The organism is Blautia sp. AM23-13AC (genome assembly GCF_003435675.1).
Lineage (GTDB): Bacteria > Bacillota > Clostridia > Lachnospirales > Lachnospiraceae > Fusicatenibacter > Fusicatenibacter saccharivorans.
This window is the reverse complement of record NZ_QTUL01000009.1, coordinates 21699-41794: the sequence shown is the minus strand read 5'-3', so window position 1 is coordinate 41794 and position 20096 is coordinate 21699. Positions and strand designations below refer to the sequence as shown.

General features: G+C 51.1%; 13 protein-coding genes. 11 read left to right on the top strand and 2 right to left on the bottom strand.

Annotated features, from left to right (window positions below; translation table 11 throughout):
* Window positions 1-103: 103 nt before the first annotated feature.
* Window positions 104-1804: a S8 family peptidase gene (locus DW642_RS10870; protein WP_117510188.1), complete on the bottom strand. Its 1701-nt coding sequence runs from the start codon at window positions 1802-1804 to the stop codon at window positions 104-106.
* A gap of 118 nt (window positions 1805-1922) precedes the next feature.
* A complete protein-coding gene (gene purF, locus DW642_RS10865; RefSeq protein ID WP_117510187.1) occupies window positions 1923-3359 on the bottom strand; it encodes an amidophosphoribosyltransferase in 1437 nt (478 codons plus the stop codon).
* Window positions 3360-3823: 464 nt separating this feature from the next.
* On the opposite strand from purF, the gene DW642_RS10860 reads away from it, so the two are divergent.
* The 11 genes from DW642_RS10860 (at window position 3824) to gatB (ending at window position 20086) form a co-directional block, all read left to right on the top strand.
* On the top strand, window positions 3824-5434 hold the full coding sequence (locus DW642_RS10860; RefSeq protein WP_117510186.1) for a CTP synthase: 1611 nt from the start codon (window positions 3824-3826) through the stop codon (window positions 5432-5434).
* Between the two features lie 229 nt (window positions 5435-5663).
* On the top strand, window positions 5664-10202 hold the full coding sequence (gene gltB / locus DW642_RS10855) for a glutamate synthase large subunit (protein ID WP_117510185.1): 4539 nt from the start codon (window positions 5664-5666) through the stop codon (window positions 10200-10202).
* Between the two features lie 14 nt (window positions 10203-10216).
* Window positions 10217-11701, top strand: coding sequence for a glutamate synthase subunit beta (locus tag DW642_RS10850; RefSeq protein WP_117510184.1), 1485 nt, complete (start codon window positions 10217-10219; stop codon window positions 11699-11701).
* Between the two features lie 139 nt (window positions 11702-11840).
* On the top strand, window positions 11841-13172 hold the full coding sequence (glnA, locus tag DW642_RS10845) for a type I glutamate--ammonia ligase (protein ID WP_117510183.1): 1332 nt from the start codon (window positions 11841-11843) through the stop codon (window positions 13170-13172).
* A 23-nt stretch (window positions 13173-13195) separates the two neighbouring features.
* Window positions 13196-13744: an ANTAR domain-containing response regulator gene (locus DW642_RS10840; protein ID WP_022462354.1), complete on the top strand. Its 549-nt coding sequence runs from the start codon at window positions 13196-13198 to the stop codon at window positions 13742-13744.
* A 27-nt stretch (window positions 13745-13771) separates the two neighbouring features.
* Window positions 13772-14986, top strand: coding sequence for an LL-diaminopimelate aminotransferase (locus DW642_RS10835; protein ID WP_022462353.1), 1215 nt, complete (start codon window positions 13772-13774; stop codon window positions 14984-14986).
* 166 nt (window positions 14987-15152) lie between these two features.
* Window positions 15153-15302, top strand: a complete 150-nt coding sequence (locus DW642_RS15885; protein WP_158555021.1) for a hypothetical protein — start codon at window positions 15153-15155, stop codon at window positions 15300-15302.
* A gap of 194 nt (window positions 15303-15496) precedes the next feature.
* On the top strand, window positions 15497-16825 hold the full coding sequence (gene aspS / locus DW642_RS10830) for an aspartate--tRNA(Asn) ligase (protein WP_022462351.1): 1329 nt from the start codon (window positions 15497-15499) through the stop codon (window positions 16823-16825).
* Between the two features lie 39 nt (window positions 16826-16864).
* The gene (gene gatC, locus DW642_RS10825) at window positions 16865-17158 is read left to right on the top strand and encodes an Asp-tRNA(Asn)/Glu-tRNA(Gln) amidotransferase subunit GatC (protein WP_022462350.1); all 294 of its coding nucleotides are present in this window, start codon (window positions 16865-16867) and stop codon (window positions 17156-17158) included.
* 15 nt (window positions 17159-17173) lie between these two features.
* Window positions 17174-18634, top strand: coding sequence for an Asp-tRNA(Asn)/Glu-tRNA(Gln) amidotransferase subunit GatA (gene gatA / locus DW642_RS10820; protein ID WP_117510182.1), 1461 nt, complete (start codon window positions 17174-17176; stop codon window positions 18632-18634).
* A gap of 15 nt (window positions 18635-18649) precedes the next feature.
* Window positions 18650-20086: an Asp-tRNA(Asn)/Glu-tRNA(Gln) amidotransferase subunit GatB gene (gene gatB, locus DW642_RS10815; protein WP_055217758.1), complete on the top strand. Its 1437-nt coding sequence runs from the start codon at window positions 18650-18652 to the stop codon at window positions 20084-20086.
* Window positions 20087-20096: the final 10 nt, after the last annotated feature.

Sequence of the window (20096 nt, the reverse complement as noted above, 5' to 3'; positions counted from 1 at the left end):
CGTAATGATACAACGGAAAACAATCAAAAACAAGGCACTTGCACATTAAAAGTTTGCATCAACAAACGGATATACCATAGAAGCAAACCTGTGAGCGGGAAAATCAGTTTGTCATAAGGCTTGTGAAGCTTTGATATAACTGTAATCGGCCATATCCCCATTCTCTGCTCGGATACGTAATAGTATCAGTTCGGTCTGCACCGCGGATCAGGTAGTTTTTTACCTCCTGTGCCGTGAAATAGCGGGCGGGAGTGCGCTGGATGCCCCATTGCAGAAAAAGAGCAGCGGCGCCGGATGTAATGGCGGCGGACGCACTCGAACCGCTGAAGCTTACATAGGAGCCGGCCGGTCCCGGTCCGGTAACGGAGACGCCGGGAGCGGCAAAGTCGGGCTTGATTTCACCAAGCCGGGTAAAGCCGCGGCCGGATTCCGGGGAAAAACTGTTGTTTGCTGCCTGATACGTGGAGGGAGAAAGAACAGGAACCGTGGCAGAAGGTGTCGTCAGTGTCGTGTACGGATCCGGTTCCAGAAATGTCACATCGGAGGTGGAAAATCCGGTGATCGGGAGCCAGATGTGGAAATCCGGCGGCGATGGAAAAGCGCGGTAAACCTGAAGCGTCCAGATACCGGGGGTCGGATCCAGCATGCGGATCAGAATGAGCTGGCTGCCGGTCGTGGCCTGGACCACTTCGTAGTTGACGTAGATCACGGTGCGCTCCAGAACGAAGGTGATCCGCTGTTCCTGATTCAAAGAGACGGGAATCCGCGGAATCGTCTCGCCGCCGGGAGAGCGGAAACCGACAGAAAAAAGCTGTGGAGCCTGTCCCCAGAGTTCCAGGGTGAAACCGCGGTTTCCTTCAGAAACGAGAAACTCTACATTTTTCGGGGTGTAAGTTTCGGATACAGAGCCATAATAATGGTGTGCTGCATTTCCTTCGTTGCCGGTCGCGCAGACGGGGATCACACCAGGCGTGTTGCCGTAGCGCGCCAAGGTCAGAGAAACGGGGAGCGTGCCGGAGTGGCTGCCCTGATTCGTCCCGAGTGCCAGACAGAGGACGAGCGGTTTTCCTTCCGCAGCTGCGGTTTCATTCAGAAAGTGCATGGCGGAGAGCAGGTCATCTTCCTCGAAGACGGGAGCATTGGAGGACACAAGATAAAAATCTTTCAGATTCTGTTTGGCGGGTTTTAATTTAACAACGGCAAAATCTGCCTCCGGTGCGGCGCCGAGAAATCCGGCGGAGGCATCCGGAGTACCGCCGGCCACGCCTGCGACATACGTGCCGTGCCCGTCGGGATCGGTGACTGGAACAAGGGAGAGTGGATTGCCGCTTTCAAGTGCCGCGTCGAGATCGGACTTGGTATAGAGACTGCCGTAAGGAAACTGCGCCGGCGGCGTTCCCGTCCGGTCCGTCTGATCCCAGACGGCGAGAATCCGGCTCTGTCCGTTGGCGTGCAGAAATGCGGGGTGGCGGTAATCAATGCCGGTGTCCAGAAAACCGAAGATTACATTTTTGCCTGTATATCCGCCGCCGTAGAGATTCTGCGTCTGGACAATCCCGGAGACTTCCAGTGAGAGCGTGGAGAGCGGCGTAAAAAGTTTTGGAAGCCCGGTAAAGGGAACTGCGCCGAAGAGATTTTCCGGCAGCAGACTCCGCTCGAGAAAGAGAACGGAATACTGCGGGTTCAGCGTAAGAAGAGCACTTGACTCCGGAAACAGCATCTGGTACCGCTCGGACTGTGCCACGTAATTCTGGATCAGAATGTTGATGTAATCGTTGGAATAAATGATGTCTGTAAGATCCATAAAGAGATCCTTTGTTTTTGATGCTATTGTATGCAAACATTACGTCAAAGTATGCATGAAACAAAAAAGCCCCCCTTACCTGACGCAGTGTCTGCGCGGTAAAGGGGACGAAATAGAATCAGCTTTCGAGAAGAGCGCTGATATCCTGTTTCGGTACTTCCATTGGGTAATGGCTGTCGAAGCATGCACGGCAGATCGGCAGATCGCCGACCATGTTCTGGAGTTCATCGATCGGCATGTAGCCAAGAGAGTCGGCTCCGATCTGCTGACGGATCTCCTCCGTGGAGTGAGAGCTTGCGATCAGCTGTTTGTTCGAAGGAACATCGGTGCCGAAATAGCACGGATACAGGAACGGCGGAGAGCTGATACGGACATGGACTTCGGTCGCGCCGGCTTTGCGAAGCATCGTGATCAGGTTGGAAATCGTTGTTCCACGGACAATGGAGTCGTCGACGAGCACGATCCGTTTTCCTTTTACAACAGATTCGAGAACGCTCAGCTTGATTTTGACGCTGGATTCCCGTTCCTTCTGGGTCGGCTTGATGAAGGTACGGCCGACATAGCTGTTTTTGTGGAACGCAAGACCGAACGGGATGCCGGATTCTTCGGAATAGCCCTTTGCGGAGGCAAGTCCGGAGTCCGGGACACCACAGACAAGATCTGCGTCAACCGGGTAGGTCTTTGCGAGAGTTGCACCGCCGCGGATTCTGGCTTCGTAGACACTGATATTGTCTATTTTGCTGTCGAGGCGGGCAAAATAAATATATTCAAAAATACAATGCGCTTTTTTTACGTCAACCGGCATAAATTCGGATTTCAGATTTCCGGTTTTGTCAAACGTTACAATTTCTCCCGGAGCGACATCGCGGACGAATTCGGCGCCGATCGAAGTGAGGGCGCAGCTTTCCGAGGCGAGAACCCAGGCGTTGTCCCGCTTTCCGATGCAGAGCGGTTTTAAGCCATATGGGTCGCGCACACCAATGAGCTTTCGCGGGCTCATGATGACAAGCGCATAGGCGCCGCGGATATCCTTTACGGTATGCAGAATCGCTTCCTCCACAGTCCTGGAGTGAACACGTTCCCGCGCAATGCCGTAGGCAATAATTTCCGAGTCAATGGAGGTGTGGAAAATTGCACCAGTGTTTTCCATCTGCTCGCGCAACTCCATGGCGTTGACCAGATTTCCGTTGTGTGCAAGGGCAAGAGAGCCTTTCAGATAATTCAGGACGAGCGGCTGTGCATTTTCCACGGTGGTGGAACCAGTGGTGGAGTATCTGACATGACCGATGCCGATATTTCCGGTCAGTTCATCCAGTTTGGATTCTTTGAAAACTTCATTGACAAGACCAAGACCCTTGTGGGATTTCACATGACCCTTTGGACCGCTGGTGTCAGAGACGGCGATTCCGCAGGACTCCTGTCCTCTGTGCTGCAGGGCGGAAAGGCCATAGTAGATCGAAGGACTGACGTCGGCACCATCCAGATCGTAAATGCCGAAAACACCACATTCTTCCCGGAGACCGGTATCATAACAATTGTTTGACGATGGCTGCATAGGTATTCTCCTTTTTTCAGTTGTAGACCTGCATGTTTTAAAAACATTGATTATCATACTCATTTTTGCGGATGATGTCAAGAAAATCGTGATATGTATAAAATATGGTGCAGAAATTTAGGATTTCGTGGAAAATGTCGAAAATAATAAAAAATAGTAAAAAAAAGTTGCAGGAAATTCGAGATGTGTTATAATCGTTTTTGATTTTGAATGAAAGCCCCGGACAGCAGCTATGGATGAGCCATGCTTGCATGAGCGAATTCATAGATATTGGCCGGGCAAGACGACATGAGTAAGTAGGGCGATAGCCCGGATTACGAATGTTGTCAGCAGTTACGGGAGCGACGCAGGCGCGGAGTAACTGGCTTTCATCATAGAGATGTCGCCGGCAGGCGACATTTCCTTTTAGAGAAACTTGTGACGGAAAAGAAAATATCAGAAGAGAAAAGCAGGAGGAAATCAATATGGCAGTAAAATATGTCTTTGTGACAGGCGGAGTAGTCTCCGGCCTTGGAAAGGGAATCACGGCGGCGTCCCTTGGACGGCTTTTAAAAGCCAGAGGATATCAGGTGACGATGCAGAAGTTTGACCCGTACATCAACGTTGACCCGGGCACCATGAACCCGATTCAGCACGGCGAGGTTTTTGTTACCGACGACGGCACAGAAACGGACCTGGATCTTGGCCACTACGAGCGTTTTATTGATGAGAGCCTGGATAAAAATTCCAATGTGACGACCGGAAAGGTATACTGGTCCGTGCTGCAGAAAGAGCGCCACGGTGATTTCGGCGGAGGCACGGTGCAGGTGATCCCACATATCACAAACGAAATCAAGAGCCGTTTCTACCGCGGAAAAGAAGTGGATGAGGACCGTATTGCTATCATTGAGGTCGGCGGAACCGTCGGCGATATCGAGAGCCAGCCGTTCCTGGAGGCAATCCGCCAGTTCCAGCACGATGTCGGACATGAGAACGCCATCCTGATCCACGTTACCCTGATTCCGTATTTGAAAGCTTCCGGTGAGATGAAGACGAAGCCGACGCAGGCGAGCGTAAAAGAGCTGCAGGGAATCGGTATTCAGCCGGATGTCATTGTATGTCGGTCCGAGCATCCGCTGACTACGGAGATCAAAGACAAAATTGCTCTTTTCTGCAACGTTCCGTCAAGCCATGTTCTGCAGAACCTGGACGTGGAGTATCTGTACGAAGCTCCGCTTGCCATGGAGAAAGAGAATCTGGCGCAGGTTGTCTGCGAGAGCCTGCATCTTCCATGCCCGGAGCCGGATCTGTCCGACTGGACCCATATGGTAGAGGCACTTCGCCATCCGAACAAAGAGGTGACGATCGCGCTCGTCGGAAAGTATACGCAGCTGCATGACGCATACCTGAGTGTTGTCGAGGCATTAAAACACGGCGGTATCGCAAGTCATGCAAACGTGCATCTGAAATGGGTGGATTCGGAACTGGTAACAAAAGAGAACGTGGCAGAGTATCTGTGTGATGTTGACGGTGTGCTGGTACCGGGCGGATTTGGAAACCGCGGTATCGAAGGCATGATTACAGCGATCCAGTACACGAGAGAAAACAGAATTCCGTTCCTTGGCCTTTGCCTTGGCATGCAGCTGACTATTGTCGAGTATGCGAGAAACGTGCTCGGCTACCACGACGCACACAGCATTGAGATGAATCCGAATACCATGCACCCGGTGATTGCACTGATGCCGGACCAGAACGGCATCGAGGACATCGGCGGTACCTTACGGCTCGGCGCTTATCCATGTGTACTGGCAGACGGATCGAAGGCACAGGAGCTGTACGGCAAGAAAGAGATCTCTGAGCGGCATCGTCACCGCTATGAGGTCAACAACGATTTCCGGAAAGCACTGACCGAAAACGGCATGGTTCTCTCCGGTGTATCACCAGATGGAAGAATTGTCGAGATGGTCGAGCTTTCGGATCATCCGTTCTACATTGCAACCCAGGCGCATCCGGAATTCAAATCCCGTCCGAACCGTCCGCATCCGCTGTTCCGCGGCCTGATTGCAGCAGCAGCCGAGTATCATGCAGCGAAATAATGGATCGGAAGTGTAGAAAATTAGGTAAAATGCATTAATAACCTAAGAAAGTAAAGAAAAACTGTAAAAAATTATATAAAAATTAAATTTGCTCTTTACAGGATGAAAAAAATAGAGTATAGTAAGGGCAATCCAAAAAGAACGGCGGGGAATGAAACGTTCCCCTCCATTCTTTTCCGGAAAACAAAAGAGAACCGAAAATAAGAAAAGGTAAAGGAAGGGAAGCCGTATGACACAGAGCAAAGAGCGTGTCATGGGAGAAGAAGGGCTGTACCGTTCTTCCTTTGAACACGACAACTGCGGTATCGGAGCAGTCGTGAACATCAAAGGTGAAAAATCCCATGCGACCGTAGAAAACGCATTAAAAATCGTAGAAAATCTTGAACATAGAGCCGGCAAAGACGCCGAGGGTAAAACAGGAGACGGAGTAGGAATCTTGTTGCAGATATCGCACAAATTCTTTTCCAAAGCCTGTTCGACCCTCGGTTTTTCATTAGGCGGAGAACGAGAATACGGCGTAGGCATGTTCTTTTTCCCACAAAATGAGCTGAAACGAAACCAGGCAAAGAAAATGTTTGAGATTATCGTGGAAAAAGAGGGACTGGAACTCCTTGGATGGAGGACCGTGCCGACCGTTCCGGATGTGCTTGGACATAAAGCAAGAGAGTGTATGCCGTACATCATGCAGGCATTCATCAAAAAACCGGAGGATGTGGAAAAGGGAATCGCTTTCGACCGCCGTCTGTACGTCGTACGCCGTGTTTTCGAACAGAGCAACGACAACACCTACGTGCCATCTCTTTCCAGCCGTACCATCGTATACAAAGGTATGTTCCTCGTAGGACAGCTCCGCACCTTCTTCCGCGATCTGCAGGATGTCGATTATGAATCTGCAATCGCCATGGTGCATTCACGGTTCAGTACAAACACCAACCCGAGCTGGGAAAGAGCACATCCGAACCGTTTCATCGTACACAACGGTGAGATCAACACCATCCGCGGAAATGCTGACAAGATGCTGGCCCGTGAGGAGACGATGTCTTCCCCGATGCTGCAGGATGAACTTCATAAAGTGCTGCCGGTTGTCAACACACAGGGTTCTGACTCCGCGATGCTCGACAATACACTGGAATTTCTGACCATGAGCGGCATGGATCTTCCGCTGGCCGTTATGATTACGATTCCGGAGCCATGGGCAAACAACGACACGATTTCCCAGGAAAAACGTGATTTCTATCAGTATTATGCAACGATGATGGAGCCGTGGGACGGACCGGCATCGATCCTGTTCTCCGACGGCGATGTGATGGGAGCCGTTCTGGACCGCAACGGTCTTCGTCCTTCCCGTTACTACATCACCAACGACGGATTCCTGATTCTCTCCTCAGAGGTCGGTGTTCTGGAAGTTCCGGAAGAAAAGATTGTCTTAAAAGAACGTCTCCATCCGGGCAAAATGCTTCTGGTCAATACAGTACAGGGCAAGGTGCTGAACGACGAGGAAGTAAAAGAGTATTACGCTCTGAAGCAGCCGTACGGTGAATGGCTTGACAGCTATCTGGTACAGTTAAAGGATATCAAAATCCCGAATCTGCCGGTTGAAGAATATACGAAGGAAGAGCGGATGCGTCTGCAGAAAGCGTTCGGTTACACATACGAAGAGTACCGTTCCTCCATCGGAAAGATGGCATTAAACGGTGTCGAGGCAACCGCTTCGATGGGTATCGATACCCCGCTTGCAGTTCTCTCTCATGAGCATCAGCCGCTGTTCAATTATTTCAAACAGCTCTTTGCACAGGTAACCAACCCGCCGATCGACTGCATCCGTGAGGAAATCGTTACCTCCACAAGTGTTTACGTCGGACGTGACGGAAACCTGCTGGAAGAGGAACCGAAGAACTGCCAGGTGTTAAAGATCAACAATCCGATCCTGACCAATACGGATCTGCTGAAGATTAAAAACATGAAGGTGGAAGGGTTCAAGGTCATGACCGTTCCGATTACCTACTACAAGAGTGCACCGCTTGACCGTGCGATGGACCGTCTGTTCGTTGAAGTTGACCGTGCACACCGGGCAGGAGCCAACATCCTGATTCTCTCAGACCGCGGTGTCGATGAGAACCATGTGGCAATCCCGTCTCTGCTTGCGGTATCTGCGGTTCATCAGCACCTGGTAAAGACGAAAAAGAGAACTTCCCTTGCGATCATTCTGGAGTCCGGCGAGCCGCGTGAGGTACACCACTTTGCAACACTGCTCGGATATGGCGCCTGCGCAATCAACCCGTATCTGGCACTCGACACGATCCATGAGCTGATCGAAGAGGGCATGATTAAGAAAGATTACTATGCAGCCGTTGAAGATTACAACCATGCTGTCATTTCCGGCATCGTAAAAATCGCGGCGAAGATGGGTATCTCGACGATTCAGTCGTATCAGGGTTCCCAGATCTTCGAAGCTATCGGTATCTCTGAGGATGTAATCGACAAATACTTCACTGGTACGGTCAGCCGTGTCGGCGGTATTACACTAGAAGACATTGCAAAAGACGTTGATGAGCGTCATTCTCAGGCATTTGATCCGCTGGAACTGACGACGGATCTGACGCTGGACAGTCTCGGACGTCATAAATCGAGAAGTCAGGGTGAGGAGCACCGCTACAATCCCCGTACCATCCATACCCTGCAGGAGTCTACAAGACGTGGTGACTACAGGATATTCAAAGAGTACACTGCCATGGTTGACAGCGAGGAGAGCGGTTATCTGCGAAGTCTGATGGACTTCGATTACCCGGAACAGGGCGTTCCGCTCGAAGAGGTTGAGAGTGTAGATTCCATTGTAAAGCGGTTCAAAACCGGTGCGATGTCCTACGGTTCCATTTCCCAGGAGGCACATGAGACACTGGCGATTGCCATGAACCGTCTGCACGGAAAATCCAACACCGGTGAGGGCGGCGAGAGTGATGACCGTCTTGAGTCTCCGGAGAGATGTTCCGCAATCAAACAGGTAGCATCTGGCCGGTTCGGCGTTACCAGCAAATACCTTGTCAGTGCAAAAGAGATCCAGATCAAGATGGCCCAGGGTGCAAAACCGGGCGAGGGCGGCCACTTACCGGCCGGAAAGGTTTATCCGTGGATTGCAAAAACACGTCACTCCACACCGGGTGTATCCCTGATTTCCCCGCCGCCGCACCACGACATCTACTCCATCGAGGACCTTGCACAGCTGATTTATGACCTGAAAAACTCGAATGTGAATGCAAGAATCTCCGTTAAACTGGTATCCGAAGCAGGTGTTGGTACTGTCGCAGCAGGTGTTGCAAAAGCCGGAGCACAGGTTATCCTGATTTCCGGATATGATGGAGGAACGGGAGCAGCACCGAGAAGTTCCATCCACAATGCAGGACTTCCATGGGAGTTAGGCCTTGCCGAGACCCATCAGACGCTGATCAAAAACGGCCTCCGCAACCGTGTCATGATCGAGACTGATGGTAAGCTGATGAGCGGCCGTGACGTTGTGATTGCAGCACTCCTTGGCGCCGAGGAATTCGGTTTTGCGACCGCACCGCTTGTAACGATGGGATGCGTTATGATGCGTGTCTGCAACCTCGATACCTGCCCGATGGGTATTGCAACCCAGAACCCGGAGCTGCGCAAACGTTTCCGCGGCAAACCGGAGTACGTCATCAACTTCATGCACTTCATCGCAGAAGAGATGCGGGAATACATGGCAAAACTTGGCTTCCGCACCGTTGACGAGATGGTCGGCCGTTCCGACCTCTTAAAGAGAAATGATAAAGTGACGAACGAGCACGCAGACCGCGTAGACTTAAGCCAGATCCTGAACAATCCGTTTGCAAAAGCAGGCGAGAAGGTAACGTTCGATCCGAAAGATGTTTACGACTTCAAACTTGGCGCAACCCTGGATGAGAAGGTACTCTTAAAGAAATTCGGTCCGGCAATGGATAAGAAAGAGAAGAAGACCGTCAAAGTCGAGATCACCAACACCGATCGTACCGTGGGAACGATTCTTGGTGCCGAGATCACCAGAAAATTCGGCACCTCTCTGGAGCCGGATACGTACACCGTACAGTGCAAGGGTGCCGGCGGACAGAGCTTCGGAGCATTTATTCCAAAAGGACTGACCCTGGAACTTGAGGGCGATTCGAACGATTACTTCGGAAAAGGCCTCTCCGGCGGAAAACTGGTTGTCTACCCGCCGAAAGCAAGAAAGTATAAACCGGAAGAAAACATCATCGTCGGAAACGTTGCCCTCTACGGCGCAACGAGCGGTGAGGCGTACATCAACGGTATCGCAGGAGAGCGTTTCTGTGTCAGAAACTCCGGTGCTTACGCCGTTGTCGAGGGTGTCGGTGAGCATGGATGCGAGTATATGACCGGCGGCCGTGTCGTTGTCCTCGGCGCAACCGGAAAGAACTTTGCAGCCGGCATGAGCGGCGGTATCGCTTATGTCCTGGATGAAAAGAGCAACCTGTACCGCAATTTGAACAAGGAAATGATTTCGATTGAACTGGTAGAAAGCAAATACGATATTGCAGAGCTGAAAAACATGATTGAAAAACACGTCGCACACACCGGCTCTGAAAAAGGTAAAGAAATTCTCACACACTTTGACGAATATCTGCCGAAATTCAAGAAGATCATTCCGAATGACTATAAGCGCATGATGATGCTGAGTGCCCAGATGGAAGACAAGGGCCTTAGCAGCGAACAGGCACAGATTGAAGCATTTTACGAAAGCATGCGTAAGTAGGAGGAAGAAGAATTATGGGTAAGCCAACTGGATTTATGGAATATCAGCGCAAGACGGGAAACACCGTTGCCCCGCTTGAGCGTATCAAAAACTTTAAGGAATTTCATCTGCAGCTCCCGAAAAAGGAACAGCAGATGCAGGCTGCCCGCTGTATGGCATGCGGTGTACCGTTCTGCCAGGCGGGAACCATGATTGCGGGAATGGCCTCCGGCTGTCCGCTGCAGAACCTCGTTCCGGAGTGGAATGACCTTGTGTATCTTGGAAACTATGAGCAGGCATACCGCCGCCTCACCAAGACAAACTGTTTTCCGGAATTTACCTCCCGTGTCTGCCCGGCACTCTGCGAAGCAGCCTGTACATGCAACGTAAACGGAGACCCGGTCTGCACGAAGGAAAATGAACGCGCGATCATCGAAAACGCATGGGCAACCGGCCTGATTACGCCGCAGCCGCCGAAAGTGCGCACCGGAAAACGCGTTGCCATTGTAGGAAGCGGTCCTTCCGGCCTTGCAGCAGCGATGCAGCTCAACCGCCGCGGCCATTCTGTTACGGTCTTTGAACGCCGCGACCGCGTGGGCGGACTTTTACGCTACGGTATTCCGAACATGAAACTCGATAAGAGCGTCATCGACCGCCGTGTGGATCTGATGAAGGCCGAGGGCATCGAGTTTGTGACGAATGCTGATATCGGAAAAGATGTAAAAGCTGACAAACTCTTAAAAGAATTTGACCGTGTCCTGCTCTGCTGCGGTGCGGCAAATCCAAGAGATATCAAGGCAGAGGGAAGAGATGCAAAGGGCATCTACTTTGCTGTCGATTTCCTGACTTCCGTAACGAAGAGTCTTCTGGATTCCAATTTTGAGGATCATGCCTACATCGATGCCAAGGGCAAACACGTTGTTGTCATCGGAGGCGGCGACACCGGTAATGACTGTGTCGGAACTTCCATCCGTCTCGGTGCCAAATCTGTGACACAGCTTGAGATGATGCCGAAAGCACCGGATCAGCGTGCCGAGAACAATCCGTGGCCGGAGTGGCCGAAGATCTGCAAGACGGATTACGGCCAGGAAGAGGCAATCGCCGTATTCGGCCATGATCCGCGGATTTACCAGACAACCGTAACGGAATTTATCAAAAACAAAAAAGGTGAAGTCTGCCAGATCAAGACCGTAAAACTGACACCGAAAAAAGATGAGAAATCCGGCCGCATGATGATGGTTCCGGTTGAGGGAACCGAAGAGATTCTCCCGGCAGATCTCGTTCTTATTGCAGCAGGCTTTTTAGGATCCCAGAAATATGTGACCGATGCATTTAAAGTGGAAGTCAACCAGCGCACCAACGTGAAGACAGATGACGGAAAATACCAGACAACAAAAGAAAATGTCTTCACCGCAGGCGATATGCACCGCGGCCAGTCCCTGGTCGTATGGGCGATCCGCGAGGGACGCGAGGCAGCAAAGGCAGTCGATGAATCCCTGATGGGATACACGAATCTCTAAGTTTTTCTTGACAAAACACGCGAAAAACTGCTATAATATGCCCAAAACAAGGGTGTTTTTACGCAAGGTGTCTTTCTGCCCTGCCGCGTGAAAGCACCCTTTTCGTTTAGAATCGTCTTTGATAAAGGAGAGAATCGATATGGCAAAGTATACGAAGGAAGCGATCCTTCAGATGGCGGAGGAAGAAGATGTTGAATTTATCCGCCTGCAGTTTACCGATATGTTTGGAATGATGAAAAATATGGCCATCACCGCCGGACAGCTGGAAAAAGCCCTGAATAATCAGTGCGTTTTCGATGGCTCTTCGTTCGAAGGATTTGTCACCATCGAGGAAGCAGACATGTTTCTGCACCCGGATCTCGACACCTTTGCAATACTTCCGTGGCGTCCGCAGCAAGGAAAGGTTGCAAGATTGATCTGTGATGTGTATGATAGAGAGGGGAATCTTTATGCAAAGAGTTCCCGAACCATCCTTCAGAAGGTAATTTCCGAAGCGAAAGCGATGGGCTATGAGTTTGAAATCTCACCGGAGTGTGAATTTTTCCTGTTCCACACCGATGAGGACGGCGGAGCAACAAGTGTAACGCACGACAAAGGCGGTTATCTGGATCTTGGACCGCTGGACCTGGGAGAAAACGCGCGGCGCGATATGGTGCTGACCCTCGAAGAAATGGGAATCGACGTTGAGTCTTCCTTCCACGAGGTAGCGGCAGGCCAGCACGAACTGGATTTCTGTCCGGCTGCAGCACTTCGGACGGCAGATCAGCTGATGACTGCCAAATTTGCTATCCGTACGATTGCAAAACGTCATGGCCTTCACGCAACCTTTATGCCAAAACCAAAAACCGGAGTTCACGGATCGGGTCTTCATCTTTCCTTCTCCCTGTTTCAGGAGGGAAAAGATGTGTTTGCCGACAAATCCGATGAATACGGGCTCAGCAAAGAGGCATATTACTTTATGGGCGGACTGATGAAACACATCAGCGGAATCGCAGCGATTACCAATCCGCTTGTAAATTCCTACAAACGTCTGACACCGGGATACGGTGCACCGATCTACGTGGCATGGTCTGCAAAGAACAGAAGCCCGCTGATCCGCATTCCGCTGACGGGAGACGGTATCATGGCCATTGAGCTTCGATGCCCGGATTCGGCAGCCAATCCGTACCTGGCACTTGCTGTCTGCATGGCAGCAGGACTTGACGGTATCAAACAGAAAATCGTTCCGCCGTCCCCGGTGGACCGCAATATTTCCGATCTGACAGAAGAAGAACGAAACGCGATGCAGATCACCCTTCTCCCGGGAAGCCTTGGAGAAGCGGTCGCAGAGTTAAAGAAAGACGATTTTCTGTGTCAGGTACTCGGCCAGGAATTTGTGAATGGATATATCAATGCCAAAGAAGAAGAGTGGCATGAGTATCTCCGCCAGGTATCCGACTGGGAGACCGAGAAATATCTGTACCGTATTTAGACGACGAAGGGGCCTGAAAATGCATGAGCAGCATAGTGATAGTACTTCCCAAAATAGAAGATGGAAAGCGCATCCGGGATATTCTGGCAAAAAGAGGATATGAAATCGATGCTGTCTGTTCGACAGCGGCAGCGGCGCTCGGAGAGATGAACAACTTAAACGGCGGTATCGTCATCTGCGGCTACAAGCTCCCGGATATGTTTTTTACGGATCTGAATGAGTGTATGCCGTCCGGCTTCCAGATGCTTCTGATTGCATCGAGCCGCGCATTAAGTGCGGTGGAGGGAACCGGAATCATGGCGGTTACGATGCCGCTTTCCGTGTACGAGCTGGTCAATACACTGGAGATGATGCTGCAGAGTGCGGCACGGCGCAGAAAGAAAGAGCGGGCAAAGCCCAAGGTGCGCAGCGCCGAGGAACAGCACATCATCGATCGTGCAAAAAGCCTTCTGATCGAACGAAATCACATGACCGAGTCGGAGGCCCATCGCTACATGCAGAAATGCAGCATGGACAGCGGCACCAATCTGGTTGAAACGGCACAGATGGTGCTGACGCTTTTGACAGAGTAAGAAAAAGTGAAAAGGAGCGACATAATAATGTTCAAAATCAATGACAATTATCTGAAATTGCCGGGAAGCTATCTGTTTTCCACCATTGCAAAAAAAGTTGCAGCTTACACCGAGGCAAATCCGGACGCGAAAATCATCCGTCTTGGAATCGGCGACGTAACCCAGCCGATCGCACCGGCGATCATTGAAAAGCTGCACGGAGCAGTGGATGAGATGGGACACGCAGAGACCTTCCACGGATATGCACCAGATCTTGGATATGCTTTCCTTCGCGATACCATCGCAAAAAATGATTATCAGGACAGAGGATGCGATATCTCATCTGATGAAATTTTTGTATCGGACGGCGCAAAATGCGACTGCAGCAACATTCAGGAGATCTTCAGCCTGGACAACAAGATCGCTGTATGCGACCCGGTTTATCCGGTTTATGTAGACTCCAACGTAATGGCAGGCCGTGCCGGTGACTACGACGCAGCAACCGAGCGTTTCACGAATGTGATTTACATGCCGTGTACCGCAGAAAACAACTTCACCCCGGAGCTCCCGAAAGAAACCCCGGATCTGATTTATCTGTGCTTCCCGAACAACCCGACCGGCGCTATGGTTTCCAAAGCCGAGCTGCAGAAATGGGTTGATTATGCAAATAAAGTAGGAGCCATCATCCTGTATGATGCTGCATACGAGGCATATATCTCAGAAAAAGACATTCCGCATTCCATCTATGAGTGCGAGGGTGCAAGAACATGTGCCATCGAAATGCGCAGCTTCTCCAAGAACGCAGGCTTTACCGGTATGCGTCTTGGATTCACCGTTATCCCGAAAGACATCAAATCCGGCGATGTGACTCTGCACAGCCTGTGGGCACGCCGTCACGGAACGAAATACAACGGAGCTCCGTACATCATCCAGAGAGCCGGCGAGGCTGTTTACTCTCCGGAAGGAAAAGCACAGTTAAAAGAGCAGGTTGCTTACTACATGAAGAACGCAAAAGTCATCTACGACGGATTAAAGGGCGCAGGCTACACCGTATCCGGCGGCGTCAACGCTCCGTATATCTGGCTGAAAACACCGGGAAATATGACTTCCTGGGAGTTCTTTGATCACCTGCTTGCAGACGCAAACGTAGTCGGAACACCAGGATCAGGCTTCGGCCCGAGCGGAGAAGGCTACTTCCGTCTGACTGCATTCGGTACGTATGAGAATACAGTAGAGGCAGTGGAGAGAATCAAAAAACTGTAAATTGTGTGAGAAATACCAATAAAACGGAATTTCTGCGCAATTTTATAAACACGCGAAAAAATAATTTTGTATAGATAAAATTCATGAAAAATGCATTAGAATTTATATAAAATCCGTAAAAATTAGGTGTTTACAAATGCAAAACTGCTGTGCTATAATGCACAGTATGAAAAAGGCAGTGAAGGAAACTCCGTATGCGGAATCTGACAGGAAGCCGATGTCACCGACTGAGAGCATCAGCATGGAGGAAACATACAATGGGGAACATTCCGGAGCCGGTCTGCTGAACATGAGATCCGAACAGGAAATCAAGTAGGCAGATCCGTGATACGCGTTAAGTATAAATGAGTGGGCGTTTTCCCCCGGAAAACCGGAGAGAAAAACGCAATGCGGGTGGTACCGCGGGAACATAAAATATCCCGTCCCGGAACAGTAGTTAAAAAACTGTTCCGGGACTTTTTTATTTGAAAAAGCAATCCGGGACAGGCGAGAAAGAGAGGAGAACAAGACATGGAATTTATGACAGGCGTAAAGAAAAAAGAAGACATCTCCGTAAAAACTCTGCTGGAGACACCGGAAGGCACAGAAGTAAAACTCGAAGGAGCCGTACACATCATCCGTGACATGGGCGAGGTTGCCTTTGTCATCTTAAGAAAGAGCGAGGGACTCGTTCAGTGTGTGTACGAAGAAGGAAGCGTTGACTTCCCGCTGAAAGATCTGAAAGAGGAATCGGCAGTTGCCGTAACCGGAACGGTCAAAAAAGAGGACCGCGCACCGGGCGGCGTCGAAGTCAGGCTGCAGACCATCACCGTTCTTTCCGAGCCGACCGAGCCAATGCCGCTCGCAGTCAACAAATGGAAAATGAACACCTCCCTTGAAGCAATGCTGAACATGCGGCCGATCGCTCTTCGAAACGTCAGAGAGCGTGCAAAATTCCGCATCCAGGAAGGCGTGGTACGGGCGTTCCGTGATTTCCTTCATTCCCAGGGATTCACCGAAATCCATACACCGAAGATCGGCGCGAAAGGCGCTGAGGGCGGCGCAAACATCTTCAAGCTGGAATATTTCCACCGCCCGGCTGTCCTGGCACAGAGCCCGCAGTTCTACAAACAGATGCTCGTCGGCGTGTTTGACCGTGTCTTTGAAGTTGGACCGGTTTTCCGTGCAGAGAAACACAACACGAAACGTCATCTGAACGAGTATACCAGCCTTGACTTTGAGATGGGCTACATCGAGGATTACACCGACATCATGGCAATGGAAACCGGATTTTTACAGTACATGGTGGAGCTTCTTAAAAAGGATTACGCAAAAGAGCTGGAGATCCTGAAAGTTATGCTTCCAAAGACAGAAGAAATCCCAACTGTACCGTTCACGAAAGCGAAAGAGCTGGTAGCCGAGAAATACAACCGAAAGATCCGCAACCCGTTCGACCTTGAGCCAGAGGAGGAGCTTCTGATCGGCCAGTATTTCAAAGAGGAGTACGACGCAGACTTCGTGTTCGTCACCGAATATCCGTCGAAAAAGAGACCGTTCTATGCGATGGACGACCCGGAGGATAAGAGATACACAAAGAGCTTCGACCTGCTGTTCCACGGTCTGGAGATTACAACCGGAGGCCAGCGTATCCACGATTACAAGATGCTCTCTGAAAAGATCGCAGCCCGCGGCATGACAGAAGAGGGCATGGAGCAGTACTTGAGTGCTTTCAAACACGGTATGCCGCCGCACGGAGGTCTTGGCATCGGTCTGGAGCGTCTGACCATGAAGCTGATCGGTGAGGACAACGTCCGCGAGACAACGCTGTTCCCGCGTGATCTTACAAGACTGGAGCCGTAAGCGGATCCTGCTGGAAAATAAAAAAGGAGAATGAGTGAAATGGCAAATGTGATTTCAGATGAAACGATGGAATATGTCGGCATCCTGGCAAAGCTGGAATTAAAGGATGAGGAAAAAGAATCCGCACGGCAGGATATGCAGAAAATGCTGGATTATGTAGATAAATTAAACGAGCTCGACACCAGCAAGGTCGAGCCGATGACCCACATTTTCGAGATGGGAAATGTATTCCGCGAGGATGAAGTAACCAATGGCGACGACCGCGATGCAATGCTTGCCAATGCACCGGAAGTCAAAGAGGGCCAGTACAAGGTTCCGAAAACGGTAGAATAGCAGGAGGAGATTGATATGGAAATCAAAGATATGACAGCAGTACAGCTTTCTGCCGCAATCAAAGAAGGAAAGATCACTGTAGCGGACGCTGTAGAAGCGTCTCTTGCGGCAGTCAAAGCATCGGAAGAATCAATTCACGCATTCCTTCTTGTGGATGAAGAGGGTGCAAGAGCACGCGCGGCAGAAGTGCAGAAGAAAATTGACGCAGGAGAGCTCACCGGTCCGCTGGCCGGCGTTCCGATTGCGGTCAAGGACAACATCTGTACGAAAGGTCTTGCGACGACGTGTGCGTCAAAGATCCTGCAGAACTTTGTTCCGACGTACGATGCAGAGGTTATCACACGGCTCGAAGAGGCGGGAGCCGTTATCATCGGAAAGACAAACATGGATGAGTTTGCGATGGGAAGTACGACAGAGACTTCCGCGTACGGCGTGACGAAAAATCCATGGAACACCGAACACGTTCCAGGCGGTTCCTCCGGCGGTTCCTGCGCAGCCGTTGCAGCAGGAGAAGTACCGATGGCACTTGGCTCCGATACCGGCGGATCGATCCGTCAGCCGAGTTCCTTCTGCGGCGTAACCGGCATGAAACCGACGTACGGCACCGTTTCCCGTTACGGACTGATCGCTTATGGTTCCTCCCTCGACCAGATCGGACCGGTCGCAAAGGATGTAACAGACTGTGCAGCACTGCTGCAGACGGTCGCTTCGTATGATGCAAAAGATGCGACATCGATGAAACGCGACGATTACGATTTCATGAGCGCTTTAAAAGAAGATGTCTCCGATCTGAAAATCGGTATTCCGAACAGCTGCTTCGGCGAAGGCCTGGATCCGCAGGTGAAGGAATCCATTTTAAAAGCTGCCGATGTCCTGAAGGCACGCGGAGCAGAAGTAGAGTATTTCGATCTCGACCTCATTGATTATGCCATTCCGGCTTACTACGTTATTGCATCCGCTGAGGCAAGCTCCAACCTGGAACGCTTCGACGGCGTGAAATACGGCTTCCGTGCCAAAGAGTACGAAGGACTCCACGATATGTATAAGAAGAGCCGTTCTGAGGGCTTCGGTCCGGAGGTGAAACGACGGATTATGCTGGGAAGCTTCGTCTTAAGCTCCGGTTACTACGATGCGTATTATCTGAAAGCACTGCGCACGAAAGCCCTGATTAAAAAAGAGTTTGACCGCGCATTTGAAAAATACGATATGATTTTAAGCCCGGCAGCACCATCGACCGCACCGCGTCTCGGGGAATCGCTTTCCGATCCGCTGCAGATGTATCTGGGCGATATTTACACCGTATCCGTCAACCTCGCCGGCCTTCCGGGCATCACCGTTCCGTGCGGCATGGATGACAAGGGGCTTCCGATCGGCATGCAGCTTATCGGCGACTGTTTCTCAGAGAAAAAACTGTTCCGTGCAGCATACACCTATGAGCAGGTACGCGGTGCATTCGGGCAGCCAGAAAAATGGTAAGGAGGAAGCAAAACAATGTCAAAACAGTATGAAACCGTCATCGGACTTGAAGTACATGTGGAGCTTGCGACGAGAACAAAAATTTTCTGCGGCTGCTCTACCGCATTCGGCGGTGCGCCGAACACCCACACCTGCCCGGTCTGCACTGGTATGCCGGGATCCCTTCCGGTATTAAATAAGAAGGTTGTCGATTACGCCCTGCGCGTCGGACTGGCTGCAAACTGCAAAATCAACCAGCTCTGCAAATTCGACCGGAAGAACTATTTCTACCCGGACAACCCGCAGAACTATCAGATTTCCCAGCTGTATCTGCCGATCTGCCACGATGGATATGTCGAGATTGACACCGCAGCGGGAAAGAAGAAAATCGGCATTCATGAGATCCACATGGAGGAGGATGCCGGAAAGCTGATCCACGATGAGTGGGAGGATTGCTCGCTCGTCGACTACAACCGAAGCGGCGTTCCGCTGATCGAGATTGTATCCGAGCCGGATATGCGCTCTGCGGAAGAGGTTATCGCTTATCTGGAAAAACTGCGTATGATGATTCAGTATCTCGGCGCATCCGACTGCAAACTGCAGGAGGGCTCGATGCGTGCCGATGTCAACCTTTCGGTCCGTGAGGTTGGAAGTGAGAAATTCGGAACACGTACCGAGATGAAGAACCTGAACTCCTTTAAGGCAATCGGAAGAGCGATCGAGGGAGAGCGTGCAAGACAGATCGAGCTGATCGAGGAAGGAAAAGCCGTTGTCCAGGAGACCCGCCGCTGGGACGACAACAAAGAGTATTCCTACGCGATGCGTTCGAAAGAGGATGCGAAGGATTACCGCTACTTCCCGGACCCGGATCTGCCGCCGGTGCACATTTCCGACGAGTGGATCGACCGCATTGTGAAATCCATGCCGGAATTCCAGCCGGAAAAACAGGCACGCTACGTGGAGCAGTACGGACTGCCGCAGTACGATGCGGGCATTCTGACCGGTTCCAAGAAGCTGTCCGATCTCTTTGAGGAGACGACGGCGCTCTGCGGCAAACCGAAAAAAGTGGCAAACTGGCTGATGGGCGAGACCTTACGTCTCTTAAAGGAGAACGGCCAGGAGCCGGAGGATCTGCAGTTTTCACCGAAGCATCTGGCATCCCTGATCGAACTGGCAGAAGCCGGATCGGTCAACAACCAGGTGGCAAAAGAGGTATTTGAGCAGATCTTTGCAGAGGATGTCGATCCGGAAGCATACGTCGAGGAGCACGGACTGAAAACCGTAAACGACACCGGCCTTCTGGAAGAAACTGCGAGAAAAGTTCTGGAAAACAACCCTGGCCCGGTAGAGCAGTACAAATCCGGAAAGACAAAAGTCCTCGGATTTCTGGTCGGCCAGGTCATGAAAGAAATGAAAGGCAAAGCCAACCCGGCAGCAGCAGGAGAGCTGCTGCAGAAGCTGCTGTCTGAATAAAGAAAACAAA

Coding starts and splice junctions, on each gene's coding strand:
- DW642_RS10870 (WP_117510188.1), bottom strand. CDS start 1,804: ATGGATCTTACAGACATCATTTATTCCAACGATTACATCAACATTCTG.
- purF (WP_117510187.1), bottom strand. CDS start 3,359: ATGCAGCCATCGTCAAACAATTGTTATGATACCGGTCTCCGGGAAGAA.
- DW642_RS10860 (WP_117510186.1), top strand. CDS start 3,824: ATGGCAGTAAAATATGTCTTTGTGACAGGCGGAGTAGTCTCCGGCCTT.
- gltB (WP_117510185.1), top strand. CDS start 5,664: ATGACACAGAGCAAAGAGCGTGTCATGGGAGAAGAAGGGCTGTACCGT.
- DW642_RS10850 (WP_117510184.1), top strand. CDS start 10,217: ATGGGTAAGCCAACTGGATTTATGGAATATCAGCGCAAGACGGGAAAC.
- glnA (WP_117510183.1), top strand. CDS start 11,841: ATGGCAAAGTATACGAAGGAAGCGATCCTTCAGATGGCGGAGGAAGAA.
- DW642_RS10840 (WP_022462354.1), top strand. CDS start 13,196: ATGAGCAGCATAGTGATAGTACTTCCCAAAATAGAAGATGGAAAGCGC.
- DW642_RS10835 (WP_022462353.1), top strand. CDS start 13,772: ATGTTCAAAATCAATGACAATTATCTGAAATTGCCGGGAAGCTATCTG.
- DW642_RS15885 (WP_158555021.1), top strand. CDS start 15,153: ATGAAAAAGGCAGTGAAGGAAACTCCGTATGCGGAATCTGACAGGAAG.
- aspS (WP_022462351.1), top strand. CDS start 15,497: ATGGAATTTATGACAGGCGTAAAGAAAAAAGAAGACATCTCCGTAAAA.
- gatC (WP_022462350.1), top strand. CDS start 16,865: ATGGCAAATGTGATTTCAGATGAAACGATGGAATATGTCGGCATCCTG.
- gatA (WP_117510182.1), top strand. CDS start 17,174: ATGGAAATCAAAGATATGACAGCAGTACAGCTTTCTGCCGCAATCAAA.
- gatB (WP_055217758.1), top strand. CDS start 18,650: ATGTCAAAACAGTATGAAACCGTCATCGGACTTGAAGTACATGTGGAG.